The organism is Ilumatobacter sp. (assembly GCF_030065885.1).
In the GTDB taxonomy this organism is placed as follows: domain Bacteria; phylum Actinomycetota; class Acidimicrobiia; order Acidimicrobiales; family Ilumatobacteraceae; genus Ilumatobacter.
This window is the reverse complement of record NZ_JASJCS010000025.1, coordinates 13833-34236: the sequence shown is the minus strand read 5'-3', so window position 1 is coordinate 34236 and position 20404 is coordinate 13833. Positions and strand designations below refer to the sequence as shown.

Sequence of the window (20404 nt, the reverse complement as noted above, 5' to 3'; positions counted from 1 at the left end):
GGGTCGAGCAGTGTTGACCACGCAATCGAGAGGCACCAGTGACACAGGTAGGCACGATCGGGACCGGATCGCCGGTGTCTGTCAGACACAAGGCGAAACGAGGGGTGGACGTGACGGTCGCGGCCTGCATGCTGCTCGTCACTGCCCCCGCGATGCTCCTCATCGCCGCTGCGATCAGGCTCACCAGTCGGGGCCCCGCCCTCTTCCGGCAAGCTCGGGTCGGCCACCACGGCGAGTCCTTCTCGATGCTGAAATTCCGAACCATGGCAGACGGCACGCACGAGGCGGTGCTGGCGTGTGACGTGGCCCACGGCGAATACGCCCGGAATGCCTTCAAACTGCCACCGGACGATCCGCGAATCACCCGGGTCGGGCGCTTCCTCCGGGCGACGTCGCTCGACGAACTGCCGCAGATGATCAACGTGCTGCGCGGTGAGATGAGCATCGTCGGCGTGCGTCCCGTCGAGCGGGCTCAGTTGTTGCTCCGCCCGCCGTACGTCCAGGACGCCTATCGATCGATGCGGCCCGGCCTCACCGGGCTCTGGCAGACGAGCGGCCGCTCGTCGCTGAGCCAACAGGAGCGCGATGCGCTCGACGTCGACTACGTCGAGAACTGGTCACCGACCGGCGATATCAGGATCATCCTGCGCACACCGGCTGCCATGATCCGGACCCATGAGACCCACTGACAACACGGTCGCCGTCGTCGGCACCGGCTACGTCGGGCTGACGACGGGGGCGTGCCTCGCCCAGCTGGGCTCGACCGTCACCTGCGTCGACATCGACGTCGACAAGATCGAGCGGCTACGACTCGGCCACCTGCCGATCGTCGAAGCCGGCCTGGCAGAGATCGTCCGCGACATGTCGGCAGCCGGACGCCTCCACTTCTCCACCGATCCGACCGAGTCCGTGTCGGGTGCCGACGTCGTGTTCCTGTGCGTGCCGACACCCCAGGACGACGATGGGTCGGCCGACCTCAGCTACGTCGAGGCAGCTGCCGCCTCGATCGGGCCGGCGCTCAAGACCGGCGCAGTGGTCGTGAACAAGTCCACCGTGCCGGTCGGGTCGTTCCACGTGGTGAGCGACGCGCTCGACAGAACCGACGTCGACGTGGTCTCCAACCCCGAGTTCCTGCGCGAGGGCACGGCGGTCCACGACTTCCTGAACCCCGACCGAGTGGTCATCGGTGCCGAGAGCGATGCCGCCGCTGCGGCGGTTCGTGCGTTGTACGAGTCGCTCGACACCGAGTTCATCCTCACCGACCCGGCGTCGGCCGAGACGATCAAGTACGCGGCGAACGGCTTCCTGGCGATGAAGGTCTCGTTCGTGAACAGCGTCGCAGCCATGTGCGAGCAGGTCGGCGCGGACATCAGCAGCGTCGTGGCCGGCATCGGATCGGACCATCGCATCGGCAGCGAGTTCCTCAAGCCGGGCCCCGGTTGGGGCGGCAGCTGCTTCCCGAAGGACTCGCGTGCGCTCGTCGCGATCGCCGCCGACCACGGGTACGACTTCTCGCTGATGCGCGGCGTGATCGACATCAACGAACAGCAGTACGAGCGCATGGTGCACAAGATCATCAGCGCGCTGGGCCTCTTCGAGCACGATCGCCTCTCGGGTCGCGTCGTCGGGGCGCTCGGGCTGACGTTCAAGGCCGGCACCGACGATCTGCGCGAGTCGCCGAGCCTGCGCATCCTCGACGAGCTCCGGCGTCACGGCGCCGCCGTCCAGGCGTACGACCCGACCACCACCGGCGAGCTCAATGCCGTCCAACGCGACCGCCTCGCCGGCTACGAGGTGCGCGGCACGGCGATCGACGCTGCGACCGGCGCCGACGCCGTCGTCGTCCTCACCGAGTGGCCGGAGTTCGAAGAGCTCGACCTCGGCAAGATCGCCGACGTCATGCGCGGCGACACGCTCGTCGACTGCCGCAACCTGCTCGACCCCGGCGAGGTCCGCGCCGCCGGTCTCGACTACGACGGCGTCGGCCGGCGATGACGGGCGATCGCCACGTCGTCGTCGCCGGGGGTGCCGGGTTCCTCGGCTCGCACTTCTGTGATCGGCTCCTCGATCGCGGCGACCACGTGATCTGCGTCGACAACTTCTCGACCGGTCGTCGCACGAACATCGAACACCTGGCCGGCCACGACCGCTTCCGCTCGATCGACCACGACGTGGTGCAACCCGGTCTCGATGCACAGCTCGACCGGGTCGACGGCGTCGTCAACCTCGCCAGCCCGGCGTCGCCTCCCGAGTACCTGCGACGTCCGATCGACACCCTCGACGTCGGCAGCATCGGCACCCACCGCCTGCTCGATCTCGCCGTCGAGCGCGGCGCACGGTTCTTCCTGGCGTCGACCAGCGAGGTGTACGGCGACCCGTTGGTCCACCCCCAGCCCGAGCACTACTGGGGGAACGTCAACCCGATCGGCGAACGTTCCGTGTACGACGAGGCGAAGCGGTTCGCGGAGGCGCTCACGATGGCGTACCACCGGTCGAAGTCGCTCGACGTGCGGATCGTGCGGATCTTCAACACGTACGGACCGCGGATGCAGGCCGATGACGGTCGCGTCGTCAGCAACCTCGTCAACCAGGCGCTCCGCGGCGAGCCGCTGACCATCTACGGCGACGGGAGCCAGACGCGCAGCTTCTGCTTCGTCGACGACGAGATCGAAGGGCTGCTCGCCGTGCTCGACGGGCCCCTCGCCGGTCCGGTCAACGTCGGCAACCCCAACGAGTTCACCATGCTCGAGCTCGCCGACCTCGTGCTCGAGCTCACGGGGTCGTCGTCGCAGAAGGTGTTCCGCGACCTGCCGTCCGACGACCCGAAGGTCCGCCGGCCCGACATCACGATCGCGAGCGAACAGCTCGGATGGTCGCCGGCGATCGACCTCCGCACCGGTCTCGAACGCACCATCGAGTGGTTCCGGTCCGCTGTCCACCGGTGAGCCGCTGCGACCGGCGGCGCGCAGCTGCGAGGACGGCCTCGATGCCTCGATAGCCTGCGCCAGTCCATGGAACGCTTCGGTCTGGTCGGGCTGCCCAACGCGGGCAAGTCGTCGCTCTACAACGCGCTCACCGGCGGTGGCGCGCTCGCTGCGCCCTATGCGTTCGCGACCAAGGACCCGAACATCGGTGTCGCCAGGGTGCCCGACGAGCGACTCGAGCGACTCGCCGCGATGTCGGCGTCGAAGAAGACGATCCATGCCACCGTCGAGGTGGTCGACATCGGCGGCCTCGTCGAGGGGGCATCGAAGGGCGAGGGTCTCGGCAACAAGTTCCTCGCCAACATCCGCGAGGTCGACGCGATCGTGTTCGTGCTGCGGGCGTTCGACGACGACGACGTCACCGGCTCGTCCGACCCGCTCGAGCACTTGCGGGTCGTCGAGCTCGAGCTCGCCCTCGCCGATCTCGAGACCGTCGAGAAGCGGCTCGCCGACGTCGAGCGGCGTTCGAAGCTCGACAAGTCGCTGGGCGACGACCTCGACGCGCTCAGGATCGCCAACGACGCGCTGTCCGAGGGGCGGCCGCTCTACCGGGCCGGGCTGACACCCGACACCCGCGACGCGCTGGCGCCGTACTTCCTGCTGACGAACCGTCGCGTGCTCGCCGTGGTCAACGTCGGCGAGCACGAGCTCGACGACATCCCCGCCGCAGAGGCTCGGGTCGCGGCCGAGTTCAACGACGCCGGCGACAACGTCGAGGTGATCGGCATGTGCGTCCAGCTCGAGGCCGAGGCCGCCGCGATCGTCGACCCGGCCGAGCGAGCCGAGATGCTCGAGGGCCTCGGTCTCGGCGAGGGCGCGCTGTTCCGGATGGTCCGCTCGGCCTACCACCTGCTCGGGCTCCGCACGTTCTTCACGACCGGCGAGAAGGAGTCGCGCGCGTGGACGTTCTTCGAGGGATCCACCGCACCGGTGTGCGCCGGGCGCATCCACACCGACTTCCAACGCGGCTTCATCCGGGCCGAGGTCATCCAGTGGGACGAGCTGCTGACGCTCGGTTCGTGGCAGGCCGCCCGCGAGGCCGGCAAGCTGCGCGTCGAGGGCAAGGACTACGTCGGCCTCGACGGCGACGTCATGGAGTTCCGCTTCAACGTCTGACCGGCCTCGCCGCAGCCGGTCGGTGCGGTCAGCTCCGGCCGACGCCTTCGTACCGCAGCCCTGCGTCGCGCAGCGCGGCGCCGTCGAGCAGGTTGCGGCAGTCGACCACGGCATCGCCGCGCATCATGTCGGCCAGCTTGTCGGGATCGATGTCGACGAACTCGGGCCACTCGGTCAGCAGCACGACGACGTCGGCGTCGACCGCCGCGTCGAGCGGCGTGCCGCAGCGGTGCAGACCCGCCAGGCGCGCCTCGTGAACCGGGTGCACGTCGCCGATCGTCGTGGGGTCGTAGGCCCGAACCGCGGCACCTCGCGATCGGAGCCCGTCGATCACCCGCAGGCTCGGCGATTCGCGCAGGTCGTCGGTGCCCGCCTTGAAGGTGAGCCCGAGCACGCCGACCACGAGCCCGTCGAGCCGGTCCGACCCGATGCGGCCGGAGGCCCGCACGACCTTGTCGATCATCCGCTCGTACTGCTGCTCGTTGATGTCGATCACACCTCGCATCAACGAGAAGTCGTACCCGTGCTCGTCGGCCGTCGACACGAGCGCTCGCGAGTCCTTCGGGAAGCAGCTCCCGCCCCAGCCCGGACCCGGATTGAGGAACGCCCGACCGATGCGCCGGTCGGAGCCGATGCCGTCGACCACGCTGGCGACGTCGGCGCCGACGTGTTCGCACAGGGCGGCGACGCTGTTGACGAACGAGATCTTCATCGCCAGGAAGCCGTTCGCGGCGTACTTGATGAGCTCGGCCGAGGTCGGGTCGGTGCGGACGATCTCGCAGTCGAGCGAGCCGTACAGCGAGGCGACCAGGTCACCGGCGGCCTGCTGGTCGGTGCCGATGACGACGCGGTCGGGGTGCAGGAAGTCGTGGACCGCCGAGCCCTCCCGCAGGAACTCGGGGTTGGACACGACCTGGACGTCGTCGCGCGCCAGCGTCTCGCCGACGACGCCGAACGACCCGACCGGCACGGTCGACTTGTTGACGACGACGGCACCCGGACGCAGCAGCGGACCGATCTCGCTCGCCGCCTCACGCACGTACCGCAGGTCGGCCGAGCCGTCCTCGTCCTGCGGCGTGGGCACGCACAGGAAGACGACGTCGACCTCTCGCACCCGATCGACACCCAGCTCGAACGACAACCTGCCGGCCTCGACCGACCGGTGGACGATCTCACCGAGCCCGTCCTCGACGATTGGGATCACGCCCGATCGGAGCGCAGCGACCTTGCGCTCGTCGATGTCGCAGCACACGACCGGGAAGCCGAGATGGGCGAGGCAGGCACCGGTGGTGAGCCCGACGTAGCCGGTCCCGACGATGGCGATGTGCGGACGGTCCGTCATGTTGGCACCCCGATCGTTGTCGTGGTCGAATCGACGATCAGGCGGCGCCACGGCCGCTCAGGATCACACCGACGGTTCGCGCACAGATCCGTACGTCGTGGAGCAGCGACCAGTTGTCGACGTAGTACAGGTCGAGGCGGCGGTAGTCCTCGAAGCTCGAGTTCGATCGACCCGACACCTGCCACAGGCCGGTGAGGCCCGGTGGCACGCGGAGGCGTTCGCGGAGCACGTCGTCCCACTGCTCGACCTCGTGCGGGAGGGCAGGTCGCGGACCGACCATGCTCATGTCGCCCCTGATGACCGAGACCAGCTGCGGGAGCTCGTCGATCGACAGCTTCCGGAGCCAGCGTCCGACCCGCGTGACGCGCGGATCGTTCGACATCTTGAACAGCGGGCCGTCGACCTCGTTGTGCTCGAGGAGCTCGGCCTGCCGGTGCTCGGCGTCGACGACCATCGTGCGCAGCTTGACCATGGTGAAGTGACGGCCGTTGCGGCCGACGCGGACCTGGCGGAACAGGACCGGCCCGCGGCTGTCGATCTTGATCGCGATCATCGAGGCGAGCAACACCGGTGCGGTGATGAGGATGATGAGCGACGCCTGCGCCACGTCGAACACGCGCTTGGCCAGCACGTGCATGCCGTGACGCATCACCGGCTCGACGTAGATCAACGTGCGACCGTCGAGCGACTGGGGTCGAAGACGGGTGACGTCGATGTCGTTGAGCGCCGACGAGAGCGCGACGTGGTACCCGGCGTCGGTGAGCCGCCGCGTGAGCAGGTTCACGTCCTCCTGGCTCACCGAGGCGAGCGAGACGACGACGCCGACGGCGTCCTGCTCGGCGAGCACCCGGCTGAGCTGGTCGAGCCGACCGAGCACGTCGACGCCACCGCGAGTACCGATGTCGTCGTTGCCGACGAACCCGACGACCTCGTAGCCGAGCTCGGGGTTGCGCTGGTACGTGTGGAGCATCGCGACCGCATGGGAGTCGGTGCCGACGATCACGATGCGCCGCGTCATCCGGCCCGAGGCACGCATCCGCTCGAACACCCGGCGGGCGCAGTAGCGCTCGGCCAGCAACGTGCCGGCCGTGCTGACGGCGACGAGGAACACCCACAGCCGGGACAGATCCTTGAACTGCAGGGCGAACGCGAGCACGACCATCCAGCCGACGCCGATCGCCACGGCGCGGACGACGTTGGCCGTCTCCTCGGCGTGTCGCTCGTTGGCGCGGGCGAGGTACAACCGGCTCACGAGCGCACCCACGACGAAGCCGGGCAGGCTGGCGATCACCAGCGTCGCCTGATCGGTGACGATGAAGCTCGGGACCGGCCGGACGATGCGCTGCGCGATGAACGCGAACGCCAGACCACTGACGACTGCCACCGCGTCGGCGACCATGAGCCGCCGCTTCATCCGGACCGCGGCCCGTGACCGTGGTGATCGAAAGTCCCCGGGAAGCGCCATCGGGCTCCCTGGGGATTGTGAAATCTCTGTGAGGTCTCCCGCCGGAGACTTCACGGAACTCGTCCCGCTCATTTGCTTGACCTGACTTTCCGCCTAAGTAGTCACTGCCTGTTTCTTATCACCCGCGATGGCGGCATCGCCAGCAGAATTTCACTCTGACGGGTGAACATCATGTGAACGACCACACTGTGTGGTTGAGCTGGCACGGAACGTTGAAGACGCGCCGAGTGGCTGAGGATTCCAATGGACCGGGAGGGCACGATCGCCGCCACGCCGCCGGCGGTAGCATCGGGCGCCGAGCTCGCCACGGACGGCCGGGCCGCGGCGGATCAACGATTGGAGGTGCGGGTGACGACGTCGAACGGTTCGTGGACGGCGGCGTTCGTGCTCGAGCAGACACTCGGTCACATCACCCACAGCGCCAATCTGCGCGCCCTGGTCCCGCCGGCCGATCCGACGCTCGAGGCGCACATCGTGCCCGTCGAGTTCGCGATCGACGAGCACCGGATCCCGAACCCCATCTGGTCGAACTGGACGGTGCGGGCGGGGCTACGTGCCCGCCGAGGCCTTCGACGTCTTCGACGTCCCACTGGCGACGGGCGCCGGGAGATCGACGCGATGTTCGTCCACACGCAGGTCCCCGCCGTGTTGCTCGGCCGGGCCATGCGGCGGGTTCCCACGGTGGTCTCGATCGATGCCACCCCGCTCCAGTACGACGAGCTCGGCGAGTTCTACGCCCACGATCTCGGTCCGCGATGGCTCGAGCGGGCGAAGTTCGAGGCGAACCGGCGTTGCTTCAGCCGGGCGGCCCACCTCGTCACGTGGAGCCAATGGGCGCGGCTCGGCCTCCGCGACGGGTACGGCATCCCGACCGACAAGGTCAGCGTGATCGCCCCGGGCGTCGACCTCGAGCGGTGGTCGCGTCCTGCGGACACGGGCACCTCGTCCGACGGGCCGGTGCGCGTGCTCTTCGTCGGCGGCGACCTCAGGCGGAAGGGCGGCGACCTCCTGATCGAAGCGTGCCGGCGGCTCGCGCACGAACCCGACCTACCGGCCGTCGAGCTGCACCTCGTCACCACCGCAGACGTCGAGCCCGGACCTGGCGTCGTCGTCCATCGGAGCCTCACTGCGAACAGCCCCGGTCTGATCGAGCAGTACCACCACGCCGACGTCTTCTGCCTCCCGACGCTCGGCGACTGCCTCCCGATGGTGCTGGCCGAGGCGGCGGCGAGCGGTCTCCCGCTCGTGTCGACCGACGTCGGTGCGATCAGCGAGATCGTCCGCCAGGGGGTCACCGGCGAGCTCGTGCCCGTCGGCGACGTCGAGGCGCTCATCGCGGCCCTGCGGAAGCTGGTCGGCGACCGCGCGTATCGCCTCTCGTGTGGTCGCGAGGCCCGCGCCCTCGCCGCAGCGGAACACGACGCGAGGGCCAACGCGAAGCGCATCGTCGACACCCTGCGCACGGTGGCGCACGTGCGGCCGGCCTGAGCCGCTCCTGCTGCGGGGAGGGCGGGAACGTGCGCCGCTCACCCGGCGAGCATGCGCTCGTAGACCCGCTCGACGTCGTCGGCCATCCGCTCGGAGTTGAGCAGCTCGACGACCCGCCGACGGCCGTCGGCCCCCATCCGTCGCCGCAAGGCGTCGTCGTCGAGCAGGGTCAACAGGTTGCGGGCGATCTCGGGTACGTCACCCGGCTCGGACAGCAGGCCCGATCGCCCGTGCTCGACGACCTCACGCGTCCCCCCGTTGTTCAGGGCGACGACGGGTCGCCGGAGGTGCATCGCCTCGGTGAACACCATGCCGAACGGCTCTTCGAAGCTCGGCATCGCGTAGACGTCACTGGCCGTCATCAGCTCACGCACGTCGGAGCGCCAACCGGTGAACACGACGTTCCGGTTCAGGTCGAGCTCGTCGCACAGCCCCCGCAGCACGTCGGAGTACCGCTCCTCGCCGGGATGTCCTCGGGGGTCGTCGGCGCCCACGATCAGCACCTTGAGGTCGGGGAACCGCGCGACCACGTCGGGCAGGGCGGCCAGCAGATCGTGCTGGCCCTTGTACCGGTACAGGCGGGACGCGCTGACGATGAGCGGCGCACCGGGGGCGACGCCGAACTCGCGGCGGATCGCCTCGGTGTCGACGTCGCGGTCGTGCCAATCGTCGAGCTCGAGTCCGTTGAGGACACCGGTGACCTTGGCGGGGTCGTACCCGAGGTCGCGGATCGAGCCGGCGACGAACTCGCTGACCCCGATGAGGGCGCAGGCGTGCCCCATCGCCCGCCGCACGCTCCCCCGGATCCACGTCTCGGCCTTCACATGGACGTGGATCACGCAGCGGGCGCCGCCGAGCTTGGCGACGACGGTGCCGTAGATCGCGTCCCGGGGCTTCTCGGTGCAGTGCACGACCCGGATCCGGCGGCGGCGCACGTACCAGGCGAGCCCGAGCAGGCTCCACACGGCCGGCAGCACGTCGGGGACCGCACGGCGCAGGAGCCCGCCGACCGACCGCTGTTCGAGCGAAGGTCCGAAGTCGGTGGGGCGGATGTGGACGTCGGGCACGGCGCGGACCGCCTGCGACGACGCGCAGCGCTCGCCGCGCTCGTCGCGCGGGATCGCGCAGTGCACCTCGAACCGGTCGCGGTCGAGGTGGCGCATGATCGACGCATGGATCTGGGAATCGGCACCGAAGAAGTCCTGTGACTGCATGAAGAGCACGCCGGTCCGGCCTCGTGCGGCGCCAGCCGACCCGGGCCCTCGACCGACCGCTCGCCGCATCATGCGCTCCGCCCGGTCCGCGACGGCATGCCCGGGAGCTCGCGGCATCGATCGAACACCCACCGGACCCGCGGCAGGATCACGAGCCGTCGCCGCGCGCGCCAGAACTCCCGCCGACCGCCCAGCGCCTCGATGACGCCGGTGTAGTACTCGAGGTTGTAGATGCCGCTCAGGGCGGCGCGGGACAGCCGCCCGCCGCCCACCGACTCGCCCTGCGAGGCGGTCGCGAGGAGCGCACGATCGACGGCGCGCGTGACGGCCGGACGGCCCGCTGCGAGGCGGACGACCGCCCGGATCAGCAGGTTGCGTCGTCCGTAGTGGTCGAGCACGAAGCGCAGGACGTCGGCGTGCTCGGGCTCACGCGAGAAGTGCACGTCGTTGCGGCCGTACGCACGCGCGATCTGGCGCCACGACTCGAAGCTCCGCTCGGCGTAGTGGAGGCCGGCAGCCTCGGGCACGTAGGCGAACTCGAGTCCCATCGACGCCAGCCGGAGCGCGAGCTCGATGTCCTCGGCCCGCCGCAACTCGGTGTCGAAGCCACCGGAGGCGATGAGGTGCGCACGCCGCAGCGATGCGTTGCCGGTGTAGAACTGGCGCGCCGTGGCGGACCAGTCGCCTCGCTCCATCGCCTCGTACTGCTTCGCCAGCATCGCCTGTTCGTACTCGACCCAGACGGACATGTCGTGGTCGGGGGGGTTGAGCATCGGGCCGATGACCACCGCACGATCGCCGAGACGACGGTGCGACGCGAGGTGCTCGCGGACGAGGTCCGGACCCGGGACGACGTCGTCGTCGAGGAAGAGGACCAGCTCGCCGGTCGCGGCCTCGATCCCGCGGTTGCGAGCGCGGGCGGGGCCGCTGTTCGCCTGCCGGCACGCGACGAGCGGGATCGGAACCCGCTCGCTGGCGAGATACTCGTCGGTGCCGTCGGTGGAGCCGTCCGACACGACGACGGTCTCGAACTGCCCGGCGCCGCGCTGCTCGCCGAGTGCGACCAGCACGCGATGCAGGCGCTCGCGCCGGTTGTAGGTCGGGATGACGACGGTCAGGGTCGGTCCGGCAGCTGCGTCGTCGGGCGCCGCCCCGGCCACCGTCTCAACCGCCACCGGACGCCTCTCGCGACTGCCGGCGGCACGCCCGTGGACCACTGCGTCGCCGGTCGATCGAACCGTGTCGTCGCAGGTCACCGGGTTCGCAGCACGGTGGGGGGAGGTGTCCTGTCATCGGTCCGTCGGAGGGTTGCGGGAGGAGCCCGAGCAGGGTACCAGCGATGAGGCGGGCCGGAACGAGCACGCGACGGCCCGCCGGCCCCGGCCGCGCAGCGGTCGCCCGAACGGCCCCGGTGTCGACCCACGGAGATCGCGACGCACGTCGTGGCGCGGCTCGACCGGGCACGTCGACCGGGCGCCCGTGCGGCACCCGGGAGACATCACGGCGCCGGTGTATGGTGCCGCGGTGACGTCGATCATGCTGGCGAGCACCGCCTCCAACATCGGTGGCATGGAACGGGTCGTGTGCGGACTCGCCCGCGGGCTCTCCGCCGCGGGCGCCGAGGTCCGCACGTTCTTCCCCGAGGACGACAACGCCGACGAGCTGCGCCGCTGGTGCCTCGACCAGGGGGTCGACGCCGAGATCCATCCGGCGGTCCTCGACGCAGCCGCGCCCCACTCCCCCGGGTCGGCCCGCGCACTCCGGCAGCTGGTCCGCGACGTCGACCCCGACATCGTCAACCTCCACTACGGCGACAACTTCCTCTCGTTGTGGGACGTCCTCGGCACCCGCGGCGCCGGCCTGCGGCGCCCCGTCGTCGCCTCGATCCACCATCCGACCGAGTGGACCGGCGAGTCGCGGCGGAAGCGGCTGATGACGGCGCTGGGCGCTCGCGTCGTGAACCAGGTCACCACCTTCGCCGGCGCCACCAGGACCGTGCTGCGCGAGGCCGGCGTGCCCCCCGGGAGGATCACCGTGATCCCGTGCGGGGTCGACGTGCCCACGACACGGATCGACCGTGACAGCGCGCGGCGGGCGCTGGCGATCGACGACGACGTGTTCGTCGTCGGCACGCTCGCCCGCCTCGTCGAGTACAAGGGCGTCGACAAGCTGATCGACGCGATGGACTGCGAGCCGCTCGCCGACACGATCCTGGTCGTTGGCGGCACCGGACCGGTGCTGCCGCAGCTCGAAGACCAGGCGGCGTCGGCCGAACACGTCGATGCGAGGTTCGTCGGGCGGCTCGAGGACGTCGGCGCGCTGTTCGCGGCGTGCGACCTCTTCGCCCTCCCCAGCCGCCTCGAGGGCTTCGGGCTCGTGTACGTCGAAGCCGCGATGTACGGCGTACCGAGCATCGCGACCGACGTCGGCGGGGTGTCGGAGGCCGTGCGTGACGGCGAGACCGGCCGGCTCATCCGACCCGACGACGTCGCCGCGCTCCGGAGCGCGCTGGTCGAGCTCCGAACCGATGACGAGCTGCGGGCGCGCCTCGGGCGGGCGGCCGAACACCGTGCCGTCAACGAGCTCGACGAGGCCACGATGGTGCGCCGGTACGCCGAGCTGTTCGCCGCACTCGGTGCCGCCGGTGCCGCCGACCTGGCGCGCCGCCTCTTCCGCGATCGGGCACCCGAACCCTCGTGAGCCTCGCCCGCGACCGGGCAACCGCCTCACCGCACCGTCGGGAGCAGGGACCACACGACCTGGTACAGCGACGACCCCGTCCTGACGGCGTCGCGGCCGGCCTCTCGGACGTCGCCGCGAACGAGCCGGTGGAACGCCGACCTCGCCCGCTCGCCGGCTCGCGTCAGCTCGACCGCGCGCAGGCCCCGACGAGCCAGTCGCTCGGCGCCGGCCCCCGCGCCGTCGGTCGCCGCCCGGGCGGCGCGGACGGCCTTGTGGCGGACGCGGAGCTCGGCCTTGCGCATCGTCGACAGCTGTCGGGACGCGCCGCCCTCGTGTGACCGGTACCGGATGATCGGCTCGGGCAGGAACTCGAGCGGGCCCTGCCGCGACAGGCGGATCCAGAGATCCCAGTCCTCGGACGGCGGCGCCTCGACGTCGAACCACTCGGTCCGCTGCAGCGCCGACCGTCGAACGAGCGCCTGGCCGGGCGTCGTCACCGGGTTCCGCAGCAGCAGCGTCTCGGGGCCGGTCGGACTGCTCGCCGGGACCGGCTCGGTCCGCGGTCGCAGCACCGGCCCGCGCTGCGCTTCGACCAGCCGCCGCCGTCCGAACTCCTGCTCGTACCCGCGTGCCGTCGAATGACCGCCGCCGGCGTCGATCACCGTGGCGGTGCCGTGGGCGGCCGGCGCATCCGGCGCCGCGACCAGCACCGCTCGCAGCCGCTCGATCGCATCGGGTTCGAGCAGATCGTCGGCGTCGAGGAACAGCAGGTACTCGCTCTGGGTCGCACGGATGCCGGTGTTGCGGGCCGCCGCTACGCCCGCGTTGGCCTGCTGCACGAGGCGGATCCGCGGGTCGGACGCCGCGAACTCGGCCACCACGTCGGCGGTGGCGTCGGTCGAACCGTCGTCGACCACGACGCACGACCACTGGTCGACGGTCTGCTCGACGATGCTCGTCAGCGTCTCGGCGAGGAAGTCGGCCGCGTTGTAGGCCGGCACGACCACCGCCACGCTCCCCGGCTCACCGCCCGCCATACGACCGACCGTACCCGACTCGTCCCGGAGCGCACCGGGACGGGATCGAACGACCGCCCACGACGCTCACCCCCAGAGGGGACGGACGTCCGCCGACACCCCGAGACCGCTCAACTCCGCCGAGATCTCGTCGACGTACACGGGGTTCGCCACCAGGACGGTCCGCGGCCGGACGTCGGCCATCGCCTCCGGGCCGCTGATGACCAGATCGGTGCCCGGAACGCCCCAGCCCGCCTTGCGCGGGTTGATGTCGACGACACCCGCGACGGGCGCGACGTCGGCGACGAGATTCAGGTACGTCATGCCCTTCGAGCCGGCGCCCCACAGGGCCACAGGTCCCTCGTCCGCGAACGCAGCGAGGTCGCGGCGTGCCGAGGCCACCCGTTCGGTCGCCGCGACGCCGAATGCGCGGGCAGCGGCCACCGCGGCAGCGACCGCCTCGGTGTCGGCCTCGCCATCGCGCCCACCGTCGGCCGGCACCGCCTCGCACCAGAGGAACTGCCCGCCGAAGTCGGCCCCGACGGCGGTGGGCTCGAGCCCGGCCAGCGTGCAGGCGAGCCGCAGCGAGGTGGGCACGAAGTACGACAAGTGCTCGTACACCAGATCCCAGAGCGCACACTGCTCGAGCATCAGCTCACCGTTGGGCACCTCGGAGTAGACGGCCCCTTCCTGAGCGGCGACCGCCTCCCGCTGGGCGGCGAGCGCCGAGACCGGGTCGTGGAGGTGTTCGAGCACGTGTTGCGAGAACGCCAGCTTCGCCGGCAGCGATCCGTCGGCGGGGAACATCGCCGTGGAGATCGTGACCGCGGGATGATCGGGCGCCCCGAGGCGATTCGGGTCGTAGCTGGGGTCGTAGCCGATGCCCTCGGCCACCCCGGCTTCGCACAGCATCGAGAGGAAGTGGCCGGGACCCGAGCCGAGCTCGGCGACCGTGGCACCCGCCAGACCGTGCTCGTCGACCAGGCGGCCGGCGAGCCCGCGGGCGAACGTCTGGAACTGCTTCGAGAAGTGCAACGTGTTCTCGTAGGCCGCGTCGTAGTCCATCAGGTCGTTGTCGAACGAGCGGTTGTAGAGATGACCGCACCCGAGGCAGACGACCAGGTCCATGTCGCCGCGCGCCACGTCGGGCGCCTCGTCGGGTCGGACTTGCGCGTTGACCAGGACCGGGAGCTGCGGGAGCGACAGGATGTCGTCGCGTTCGGACGAGCCGCAGACGGGACACGAGGACTGCACGGGTGTGCCCCTCAGAGCGCGGTGAGCTCGGTCTCGACGCCGAGCTCGTCGAGTTGCGAGCCGATCTCGTCGACGTAGATCGGGTTCATCGCCACGACCAGGTCCGGCTCGATGCCCGTGAGCGCGTCGGGCGACACGATCTCGTGATTCGAGCCGACCATGAACTTGCCCCACTTGTGCGGGTTGATGTCGACGGCGGCCGCCAGCTCGTCACCGAGCGCCAGGTTCGAGATGAACGACACGCCCTTGGATCCCGAACCCCAGATCACGGCGCGGCCGCCGGCCGCGCTGAGGTCGGCGATGCGCTCGCGCCACCCGCCGACGAGCTCGTCGTATCCCCTGCGGAACGCGGCGACGCCCTCGCGGAGGCGGTCGAGGTCGTCCTCCTCGGGCAGCGGTTCACCGGCAGCCGGGACCGTCGACGGCCGGGCCGCGATCAAGAGGTACTGGTCGTCGTACTCCATCGACAGCTCGACCACCTCGAAGCCGGTCTGCCGGAACAGCCGGGCGAGCGACCCGAGGCTGAAGTACGAGCAGTGCTCGTAGTACATGTCCCAGAACGCGACCTCTTCGAGCACCCGGCGCACGTCGGGCAACTCGAACAGCACGACGGTGTCGGGGCGGTCACCGATGGAGTCGCGGATGGTCGTCATGAATTCGGCCACGTCGGGGATGTGCTCGAGCGTGTGACGGCAGATGACGACGTCTGCGTCGATGTGGGTGTAGCGCTCGTCGTAGAAGTCGGCGATCCACTCGATGTCGGCGGCCTCGGGATCGTCGATGCGCTCAGGATGGACGCCCGGATCGATGCCGATGCAGTGGCCTGCGCCGGCCTTGGCCATCTCGATCAGGAACTCGCCCTTGCCGCAACCGATCTCGAGCACCGTCTTGTCGGCGAGCCCGTAGTCGGAGACCCATCGCTCGGCGAGCTCGGTGGCGAACGCCATGAAGCGAGGCGAGAAGCCCTGGGTCTCCTCGTAGCGCTGTGAGTACTCGGCCTGCCCCGGCACGAACGCCGTGTTGGTGACGAAGCCGCACGTGTCGCAGAACGCGATCACGAGCTCGCCCCGTGGGAAGTCGGCCGCCTCGGCGGGGTCGTCGAGCAGCAGGCAGCTGTTGGTCGGCACGTGCCCCTCCTCGAAGAAGACCGTGAGCGTCGTGGCGCCACAGAGCGGGCACGGCCGGTCGATCGGCCGGTCGGCGGTGTTGCCGCCTGCCGGCAGCGTGGGTGTCGAGGTCATCAGATCAGCTCCGGCGAGGGGACGGGCACGATGAAACGGCCGCCGTTGTCGGCGTACTCGGACTGTTGCGCCATGATCTCCGACGCGAAGTTCCACGCCAGCAGCAGCAAGGCGTCGGGCGGGTCGTCGACGAGGATCGCGGGGTCGACGATCGGCTGGTGCGTCCCCGGCATGAAGCGGCCCTGCTTGTGGACGTTGCGGTCGACCACGTAGTCGACCAGCTCGGTGCCGATGCCCGTGGCGTTGACCATGGTGGCGCCCTTGGCCGCCGCGCCGTACGCGGCGATGGTCTTGCCCTCGGCCTTGAGCGCTCCGAGGAGGTCGAGCAGGTCGCGGCGAAGGGTGTCGACCTTGCCGCCGAAGTTGGCGAAGAACTCGAAGTCGTCGAGGCCCGCCTCGTGCTCGGCCGCCAGCCGCTCGAGCACGTGCGGGCTGGGGTCATCGCGATGGCCGATGTGCCAACGGTTCGTGCCGCCGTGCAGGTCGGGGAAGTACTCGACGTGATTGAGGTGGAGGCCGTGCCGTTCGACGAGGTTCTTGACCGAGGTGCACGAGTGGTAGAAGAAGTGCTCGTGGTAGATCGTGTCGAACGCGACCCGGTCGACCAGGTCCCACACGCTGGGGTTCTCGACGGTGATCAAGCCGTCGTCGGCGAGCAGGTGGGCCATGCCCGCGACGAAGTCGTTCGGGTCGGGGATGTGGGCCATCACGTTGTTGGCGATGATCACGTCGGCGGCCTTGCCCTCGGCCCGGAGCGCCTTCGCCGCCTCGAGCCCGAAGAACTCGGCGCGCGTCGGCACCCCGATCCGGTTGGCCGCCTCGGCCTGATCGGGAGCGGGATCGAAGCCGACGACCGGGACCCCCTCGTCGACGAAGTTCTTGAGCAGGTAGCCGTCGTTGCTGGCCAGCTCGACGACCAGCGAGTCGGCGTCGAGGCCGCGGGTCGCGATCAGGTTGAGCGCGTGCTCGCGGCTGTGCCGGAGCAGGTGGTCGGAGAACGACGAGAAGTACAGGTAGTTGTCGACGAACAGCTTCGTCGGCTCGACGTCTTCGGTGATCTGCACGAGGGCGCACACCGGACAGAAGGCGACGGCCAGCGGGAATCGCTCTTCGAGCGACGGCTCGCTGACGATCGCATCGGTGACGAGTGCGTCAGCGAGCGGCGTCTCCCCGAGGTCGAGGAACTGCTTGAGCTCGGCCGACCCGCAGCCGCGGCAGGCGCTGATGGCGGTCATGAGACCACCGCGTCGTTGCCGAGCCAACGCAGGTCGTTGCCGAGGGTGCCGTTGCTCATGTTCTCCTGCAGCTTGCGCAGACGCATGAACTGGGCGCCCTCGAGGTCGTCGATCGTGAGGCCGTTGGCCTCCATCGCGGCCTTGAGCGACTCGGCGCCGCGTCGGACCGTCCACTGCGGCTTCGCCTCGGGGAACCGCCCGACCAACTTGTCGCAGTTCACGCGGTAGTTGCGCAGGTCGTTGAACGCCTCGTCGGACATCGTGACCTCGGCGCCGGTGACGTCGCCGACGATCTCGGCGACCTCGCTGATCTTGTAGTTCTCGGCGGTGTCGCCGACGTTGAACGCCTCGTCGTGCACCTGGTCGCGCGGGGCCTCCATCAGCACGCAGAAGGCACGCGAGATGTCCTCGATGTGCACGAGCGGCCGCCACGACGAGCCGTCGCTCTTCAGGAACACCTGGTTGGTGGTGACCGCGAACCCGGTCAGGTTGTTGACGACCAGGTCGCCGCGCAGCCGCTCGGAGACGCCGTAGGCGGTCGCGTTGCGGAGGTACGTCGGCGTGAACCCGTCGTCGGCGAGCTCGTGCAGGTCGCGCTCGACGAAGACCTTCGACTCGCCGTACGGCGTCACCGGCAGGAACTCGGCCGACTCGTCGAGGAAGTCGTCGCCGTGGGCACCGTAGGTCGAGCACGACGAGGAGAACAGGAACCGCTGCACGCCGGCGTCCTTGGCGATCTCGGCGAGCCGCGTCGACGCCCGGTGGTTGATCTCGTACGTGGCCTCGGGGTTCAGGTCGCCGGCGGGATCGTTGCTCATCCCCGCCAGGTGGATCACCGCCTCGACGTCGGCGAGATGCTCGGGGCCCGCGTCGCGCACGTCGAGCCGGTACTCGACATCGGGTCGTGCGACCTTGGTGCCGAACACGCAGGGTTCGAACAGCATGCTGTCCATGCCGACGACGACGTGGCCGCGGGCCTGGAGCATCGGGACGAGGATCGTGCCGATGTAGCCGTCGTGACCGGTGACGAGAACCTTCATGACCAGACCTTCCATGGTGGGCGGGGGGTTTCCCACAGCTTCTCGAGCATGACCTTGTCGCGCATGGTGTCCATGCACGCCCAGAAATCCGTGTGCTGGTACGCCATCAGTTCGCCGAGCGACGCCAGCCGCTCGAGGGGTTCACGCTCGAACAGCGTGTCGTCGCCGTCGATGTAGTCGGCGATCTCGGGCTCCATGACGAAGAACGCACCGTTGATCCACCCCTCGGCGGCCTGCGGCTTCTCGGTGAACTCGGTGATCTGGTCACCGACGATCTCGATGTGGCCGTACCGGGCCGGTGGGTGGACGGCCGTCAGCGTGCAGATCTTGCCGTGGCTCTTGTGGAAATCGAGCAGTGCGTCGAGGTCGACGGTCGACAGTCCGTCGCCCCACGTGACCATGAACGTGCCGTCGGTGCCGAGATAGGGAACGAGCCGCTTGATCCGCCCACCGGTGTTGGTGTTGCGGCCGGTCTCGATGAGGTCGACCTTCCACTGCTCGTCACCGCCGTTGCCCGACTGCGTGATCTCGCCGCTGGCCGTGTCGATGCTGAGGTGACCGGCGAGGCTCGCCCGATCGGCGAACCAACGCTTGATGTACTCGCCCTTGTACCCGAGCGCGATCGCGAACTCGTGGTGCCCGAAGTGGGCGTAGTACTTCATGATGTGCCAGAGGATCGGGTGCTCGCCGATCTCCACCATCGGTTTGGGCTTCACCGTCGTCTCTTCGGACAACCGGCTCCCGAGCCCGCCCGCCAAAATGCCAACCTTCACCGCCAGGATCCTTCCATTCCGCCGTTGGGCACGATGGTAGTCGCACCCTCGTACCCGTTCATCAGGAAAACCGCCGTCATGGACACGTTCTTCGGCCCCAGACTCAGCGTTCGCTCAACCGCGCCGATCGACAGTGACGGACGGACCGCGAGGCGTGAGAACCGGCCGCGACACACCTGCGGAGCCATCACCGGTCGACCGGCGGGTCGGACCCCGCCGGCGCCTCGAACAGCGCCCCGTGGCCGGCGACCGACAGTGCGAGCGCGACACCCAACTGGCTGAACGCATCGCTGATCGCCCCCGACCTCACGTCGGCGGCAGCCTGCTCGATCGAGCGCCACTCCACGCGGACGGCCTCGTTGGCGTCGGGTGGAGCGCCCACGTGGTCGGCCGAGCCGGCGAGGTAGATGTGGAACGTCTGGTGCACCAGGCCCACCGAGGGGTGATGGGTGCTCAGGTGCCGCACGGGCCCCCGAACCAGCCAGCCGGTCTCCTCGTAGCACTCGCGGCGCGCCGCCTCCTCGGGCGCCTCCCCCGCGTCGATGGCCCCTCCCGGGATCTCCCACCCCCAGGTGTCGGGCATGAACCGGTGCCGCCAGATCATGAGCACGCCGCGCTGCGGGTCGAGGACGACCATCCCCGCCGCGTCGGGGCCGCGGACGACCTCGTGCTCGGTGTGCGAGCCGTCGGGCTTCTCGACGTCGTCGATGCGCAACGTCATCCACCAGCTCGAGTACACCTCGCGCAGCGTCGAATGCGTGATCCACTCGCCCTCCTGCCGGCCGCCTGGCTGCGTGGTCATGCCGCCGTTGCTCCGAGCGTGTCGCGTGATGCCGCCGGCACGGCGCCGTGCCTCATACCGATCGGACCACCCGTGCCGGCGAACCGACCGCCAGCGACCGCGCCGGGATGTCGTGCACGACCACGCTCCCTGCGCCGACCACACTCCCCTCGCCGATCGTGACGCCCGGGAGGACCAGCACGCGGGCGCCGAGCCAGACGTTGTCGCCGATGGAGACCGGCCGGGACGGCGGGCGTTCGTGACGCCGCTCGGGTTCGAGCCGGTGCCAATCGTTGTCCATCAGCTGCACCTGGGTGCCGAGGTTGCAGTGCGACCCGATGCGGATCGACTCGGTCGCACCGATCGAGCAACCGTTGTTGATGAAGACCCGGTCGCCGATCTCGAGCCGACCACCGGTCGCCACGATCACCTCGGACCTCCAGACCGACGAGTTCAGCTGGAGGCGTTCGCCGACCACGAGCGTGCCGTTGTTCTGGACCATCGGCCGCCCCCACACCCGGCACCGCTTCCCGAGCGACGTCGCATGCCGGAGGTACCACTTGGCGCCGAGCACCCCCATGACCTGGCCGACCTTGGCCCGCAGGCCCGCCACTTCCACGGGCGGAGCATAACCCCGAGTCGGCGACGAGAGCCCGTGGCCGGCCGGTTCGATCGGGCCGTGCGGGGCGGCTTGCCCGGGTGGCGAGTGACGGCTGTTCCCGGTCGCTTCCTGTCCGGCGGAGAGCGTCCGGCGGTGTCCTGCTGCCGGCCGG

The 20404-nt window shown here is 69.8% G+C and carries 18 protein-coding genes; 6 read left to right on the top strand and 12 right to left on the bottom strand.

Annotation, left to right across the window (positions count from 1 at the left end; all coding sequences use genetic code 11):
• The first annotated feature begins 38 nt into the window (after positions 1-38).
• The 4 genes from QNJ12_RS07970 to ychF all read left to right on the top strand — a co-directional run bounded on the left by QNJ12_RS07970 (position 39) and on the right by ychF (position 4100).
• Positions 39-689, top strand: coding sequence for a sugar transferase (locus tag QNJ12_RS07970; protein ID WP_367281765.1), 651 nt, complete (start codon positions 39-41; stop codon positions 687-689).
• A complete protein-coding gene (locus QNJ12_RS07965; protein ID WP_300621283.1) occupies positions 676-1995 on the top strand; it encodes a UDP-glucose/GDP-mannose dehydrogenase family protein in 1320 nt (439 codons plus the stop codon). The genes QNJ12_RS07970 and QNJ12_RS07965 overlap by 14 nt, the downstream gene beginning before the upstream one ends.
• Entirely contained in the window at positions 1992-2945 is a 954-nt protein-coding gene (locus QNJ12_RS07960) for a UDP-glucuronic acid decarboxylase family protein (protein ID WP_300621280.1), read from the top strand. The genes QNJ12_RS07965 and QNJ12_RS07960 overlap by 4 nt, the downstream gene beginning before the upstream one ends.
• Before the next feature lie 66 nt (positions 2946-3011).
• Positions 3012-4100: a redox-regulated ATPase YchF gene (ychF, locus tag QNJ12_RS07955; protein ID WP_300621277.1), complete on the top strand. Its 1089-nt coding sequence runs from the start codon at positions 3012-3014 to the stop codon at positions 4098-4100.
• Between the two features lie 28 nt (positions 4101-4128).
• On the opposite strand, the gene QNJ12_RS07950 is transcribed toward ychF, so the two are convergent.
• Together QNJ12_RS07950 and QNJ12_RS07945 are read right to left on the bottom strand one after the other, a co-directional pair.
• On the bottom strand, positions 4129-5442 hold the full coding sequence (locus QNJ12_RS07950) for a UDP-glucose/GDP-mannose dehydrogenase family protein (RefSeq protein WP_300621275.1): 1314 nt from the start codon (positions 5440-5442) through the stop codon (positions 4129-4131).
• 37 nt (positions 5443-5479) lie between these two features.
• Positions 5480-6856, bottom strand: coding sequence for a sugar transferase (locus tag QNJ12_RS07945; RefSeq protein ID WP_300621272.1), 1377 nt, complete (start codon positions 6854-6856; stop codon positions 5480-5482).
• Between the two features lie 294 nt (positions 6857-7150).
• Between QNJ12_RS07945 and QNJ12_RS07940 the strand changes: the two genes are divergently transcribed.
• Positions 7151-8395, top strand: a complete 1245-nt coding sequence (locus tag QNJ12_RS07940) for a glycosyltransferase family 4 protein (protein ID WP_300621269.1) — start codon at positions 7151-7153, stop codon at positions 8393-8395.
• Positions 8396-8433: 38 nt separating this feature from the next.
• Here QNJ12_RS07940 and QNJ12_RS07935 read toward each other — a convergent pair whose 3' ends face one another.
• Both QNJ12_RS07935 and QNJ12_RS07930 read right to left on the bottom strand, forming a co-directional pair.
• Positions 8434-9609: a glycosyltransferase family 4 protein gene (locus QNJ12_RS07935; RefSeq protein ID WP_300621266.1), complete on the bottom strand. Its 1176-nt coding sequence runs from the start codon at positions 9607-9609 to the stop codon at positions 8434-8436.
• Between the two features lie 68 nt (positions 9610-9677).
• On the bottom strand, positions 9678-10784 hold the full coding sequence (locus QNJ12_RS07930) for a glycosyltransferase family 2 protein (RefSeq protein WP_300621264.1): 1107 nt from the start codon (positions 10782-10784) through the stop codon (positions 9678-9680).
• Positions 10785-11133: 349 nt separating this feature from the next.
• Between QNJ12_RS07930 and QNJ12_RS07925 the strand changes: the two genes are divergently transcribed.
• On the top strand, positions 11134-12309 hold the full coding sequence (locus tag QNJ12_RS07925; RefSeq protein ID WP_300621261.1) for a glycosyltransferase family 4 protein: 1176 nt from the start codon (positions 11134-11136) through the stop codon (positions 12307-12309).
• Between the two features lie 26 nt (positions 12310-12335).
• Here QNJ12_RS07925 and QNJ12_RS07920 read toward each other — a convergent pair whose 3' ends face one another.
• The 8 genes from QNJ12_RS07920 to QNJ12_RS07885 form a co-directional block, all read right to left on the bottom strand.
• Positions 12336-13328: a glycosyltransferase family 2 protein gene (locus tag QNJ12_RS07920; RefSeq protein ID WP_300621259.1), complete on the bottom strand. Its 993-nt coding sequence runs from the start codon at positions 13326-13328 to the stop codon at positions 12336-12338.
• A 66-nt stretch (positions 13329-13394) separates the two neighbouring features.
• The gene (locus tag QNJ12_RS07915) at positions 13395-14561 is read right to left on the bottom strand and encodes a class I SAM-dependent methyltransferase (RefSeq protein WP_300621257.1); all 1167 of its coding nucleotides are present in this window, start codon (positions 14559-14561) and stop codon (positions 13395-13397) included.
• Positions 14562-14572: 11 nt separating this feature from the next.
• Positions 14573-15802: a class I SAM-dependent methyltransferase gene (locus tag QNJ12_RS07910; protein WP_300621254.1), complete on the bottom strand. Its 1230-nt coding sequence runs from the start codon at positions 15800-15802 to the stop codon at positions 14573-14575.
• Complete coding sequence (locus QNJ12_RS07905; protein ID WP_300621252.1) at positions 15802-17037, bottom strand: class I SAM-dependent methyltransferase; 1236 nt, start codon at positions 17035-17037, stop codon at positions 15802-15804. Before QNJ12_RS07905 ends, QNJ12_RS07910 begins: the two co-directional genes overlap by 1 nt.
• A complete protein-coding gene (locus QNJ12_RS07900) occupies positions 17034-18077 on the bottom strand; it encodes an NAD(P)-dependent oxidoreductase (protein WP_300621250.1) in 1044 nt (347 codons plus the stop codon). Before QNJ12_RS07900 ends, QNJ12_RS07905 begins: the two co-directional genes overlap by 4 nt.
• On the bottom strand, positions 18074-18850 hold the full coding sequence (gene rfbF, locus QNJ12_RS07895) for a glucose-1-phosphate cytidylyltransferase (RefSeq protein WP_300621247.1): 777 nt from the start codon (positions 18848-18850) through the stop codon (positions 18074-18076). The genes QNJ12_RS07900 and rfbF overlap by 4 nt, the downstream gene beginning before the upstream one ends.
• 187 nt (positions 18851-19037) lie before the next feature.
• Positions 19038-19652 carry an NUDIX hydrolase gene (locus QNJ12_RS07890; protein ID WP_300621244.1) on the bottom strand — a complete coding sequence of 205 codons (615 nt, stop codon included), beginning with the start codon at positions 19650-19652 and terminating at the stop codon, positions 19038-19040.
• Between the two features lie 52 nt (positions 19653-19704).
• A complete protein-coding gene (locus QNJ12_RS07885; protein WP_300621242.1) occupies positions 19705-20250 on the bottom strand; it encodes an acyltransferase in 546 nt (181 codons plus the stop codon).
• Between the last annotated feature and the right edge of the window lie 154 nt (positions 20251-20404).

Bases quoted from the DNA above. Each gene is read 5' to 3' on its own strand.
- QNJ12_RS07890 (WP_300621244.1), bottom strand. From the start codon at position 19,652: ATGACCACGCAGCCAGGCGGCCGGCAGGAGGGCGAGTGGATCACGCAT.
- ychF (WP_300621277.1), top strand. From the start codon at position 3,012: ATGGAACGCTTCGGTCTGGTCGGGCTGCCCAACGCGGGCAAGTCGTCG.
- QNJ12_RS07920 (WP_300621259.1), bottom strand. From the start codon at position 13,328: ATGGCGGGCGGTGAGCCGGGGAGCGTGGCGGTGGTCGTGCCGGCCTAC.
- QNJ12_RS07905 (WP_300621252.1), bottom strand. From the start codon at position 17,037: ATGACCGCCATCAGCGCCTGCCGCGGCTGCGGGTCGGCCGAGCTCAAG.
- QNJ12_RS07950 (WP_300621275.1), bottom strand. From the start codon at position 5,442: ATGACGGACCGTCCGCACATCGCCATCGTCGGGACCGGCTACGTCGGG.
- QNJ12_RS07960 (WP_300621280.1), top strand. From the start codon at position 1,992: ATGACGGGCGATCGCCACGTCGTCGTCGCCGGGGGTGCCGGGTTCCTC.
- QNJ12_RS07900 (WP_300621250.1), bottom strand. From the start codon at position 18,077: ATGAAGGTTCTCGTCACCGGTCACGACGGCTACATCGGCACGATCCTC.
- QNJ12_RS07940 (WP_300621269.1), top strand. From the start codon at position 7,151: ATGGACCGGGAGGGCACGATCGCCGCCACGCCGCCGGCGGTAGCATCG.
- QNJ12_RS07945 (WP_300621272.1), bottom strand. From the start codon at position 6,856: ATGAAGCGGCGGCTCATGGTCGCCGACGCGGTGGCAGTCGTCAGTGGT.
- QNJ12_RS07935 (WP_300621266.1), bottom strand. From the start codon at position 9,609: ATGCAGTCACAGGACTTCTTCGGTGCCGATTCCCAGATCCATGCGTCG.
- QNJ12_RS07910 (WP_300621254.1), bottom strand. From the start codon at position 15,802: ATGACCTCGACACCCACGCTGCCGGCAGGCGGCAACACCGCCGACCGG.
- QNJ12_RS07965 (WP_300621283.1), top strand. From the start codon at position 676: ATGAGACCCACTGACAACACGGTCGCCGTCGTCGGCACCGGCTACGTC.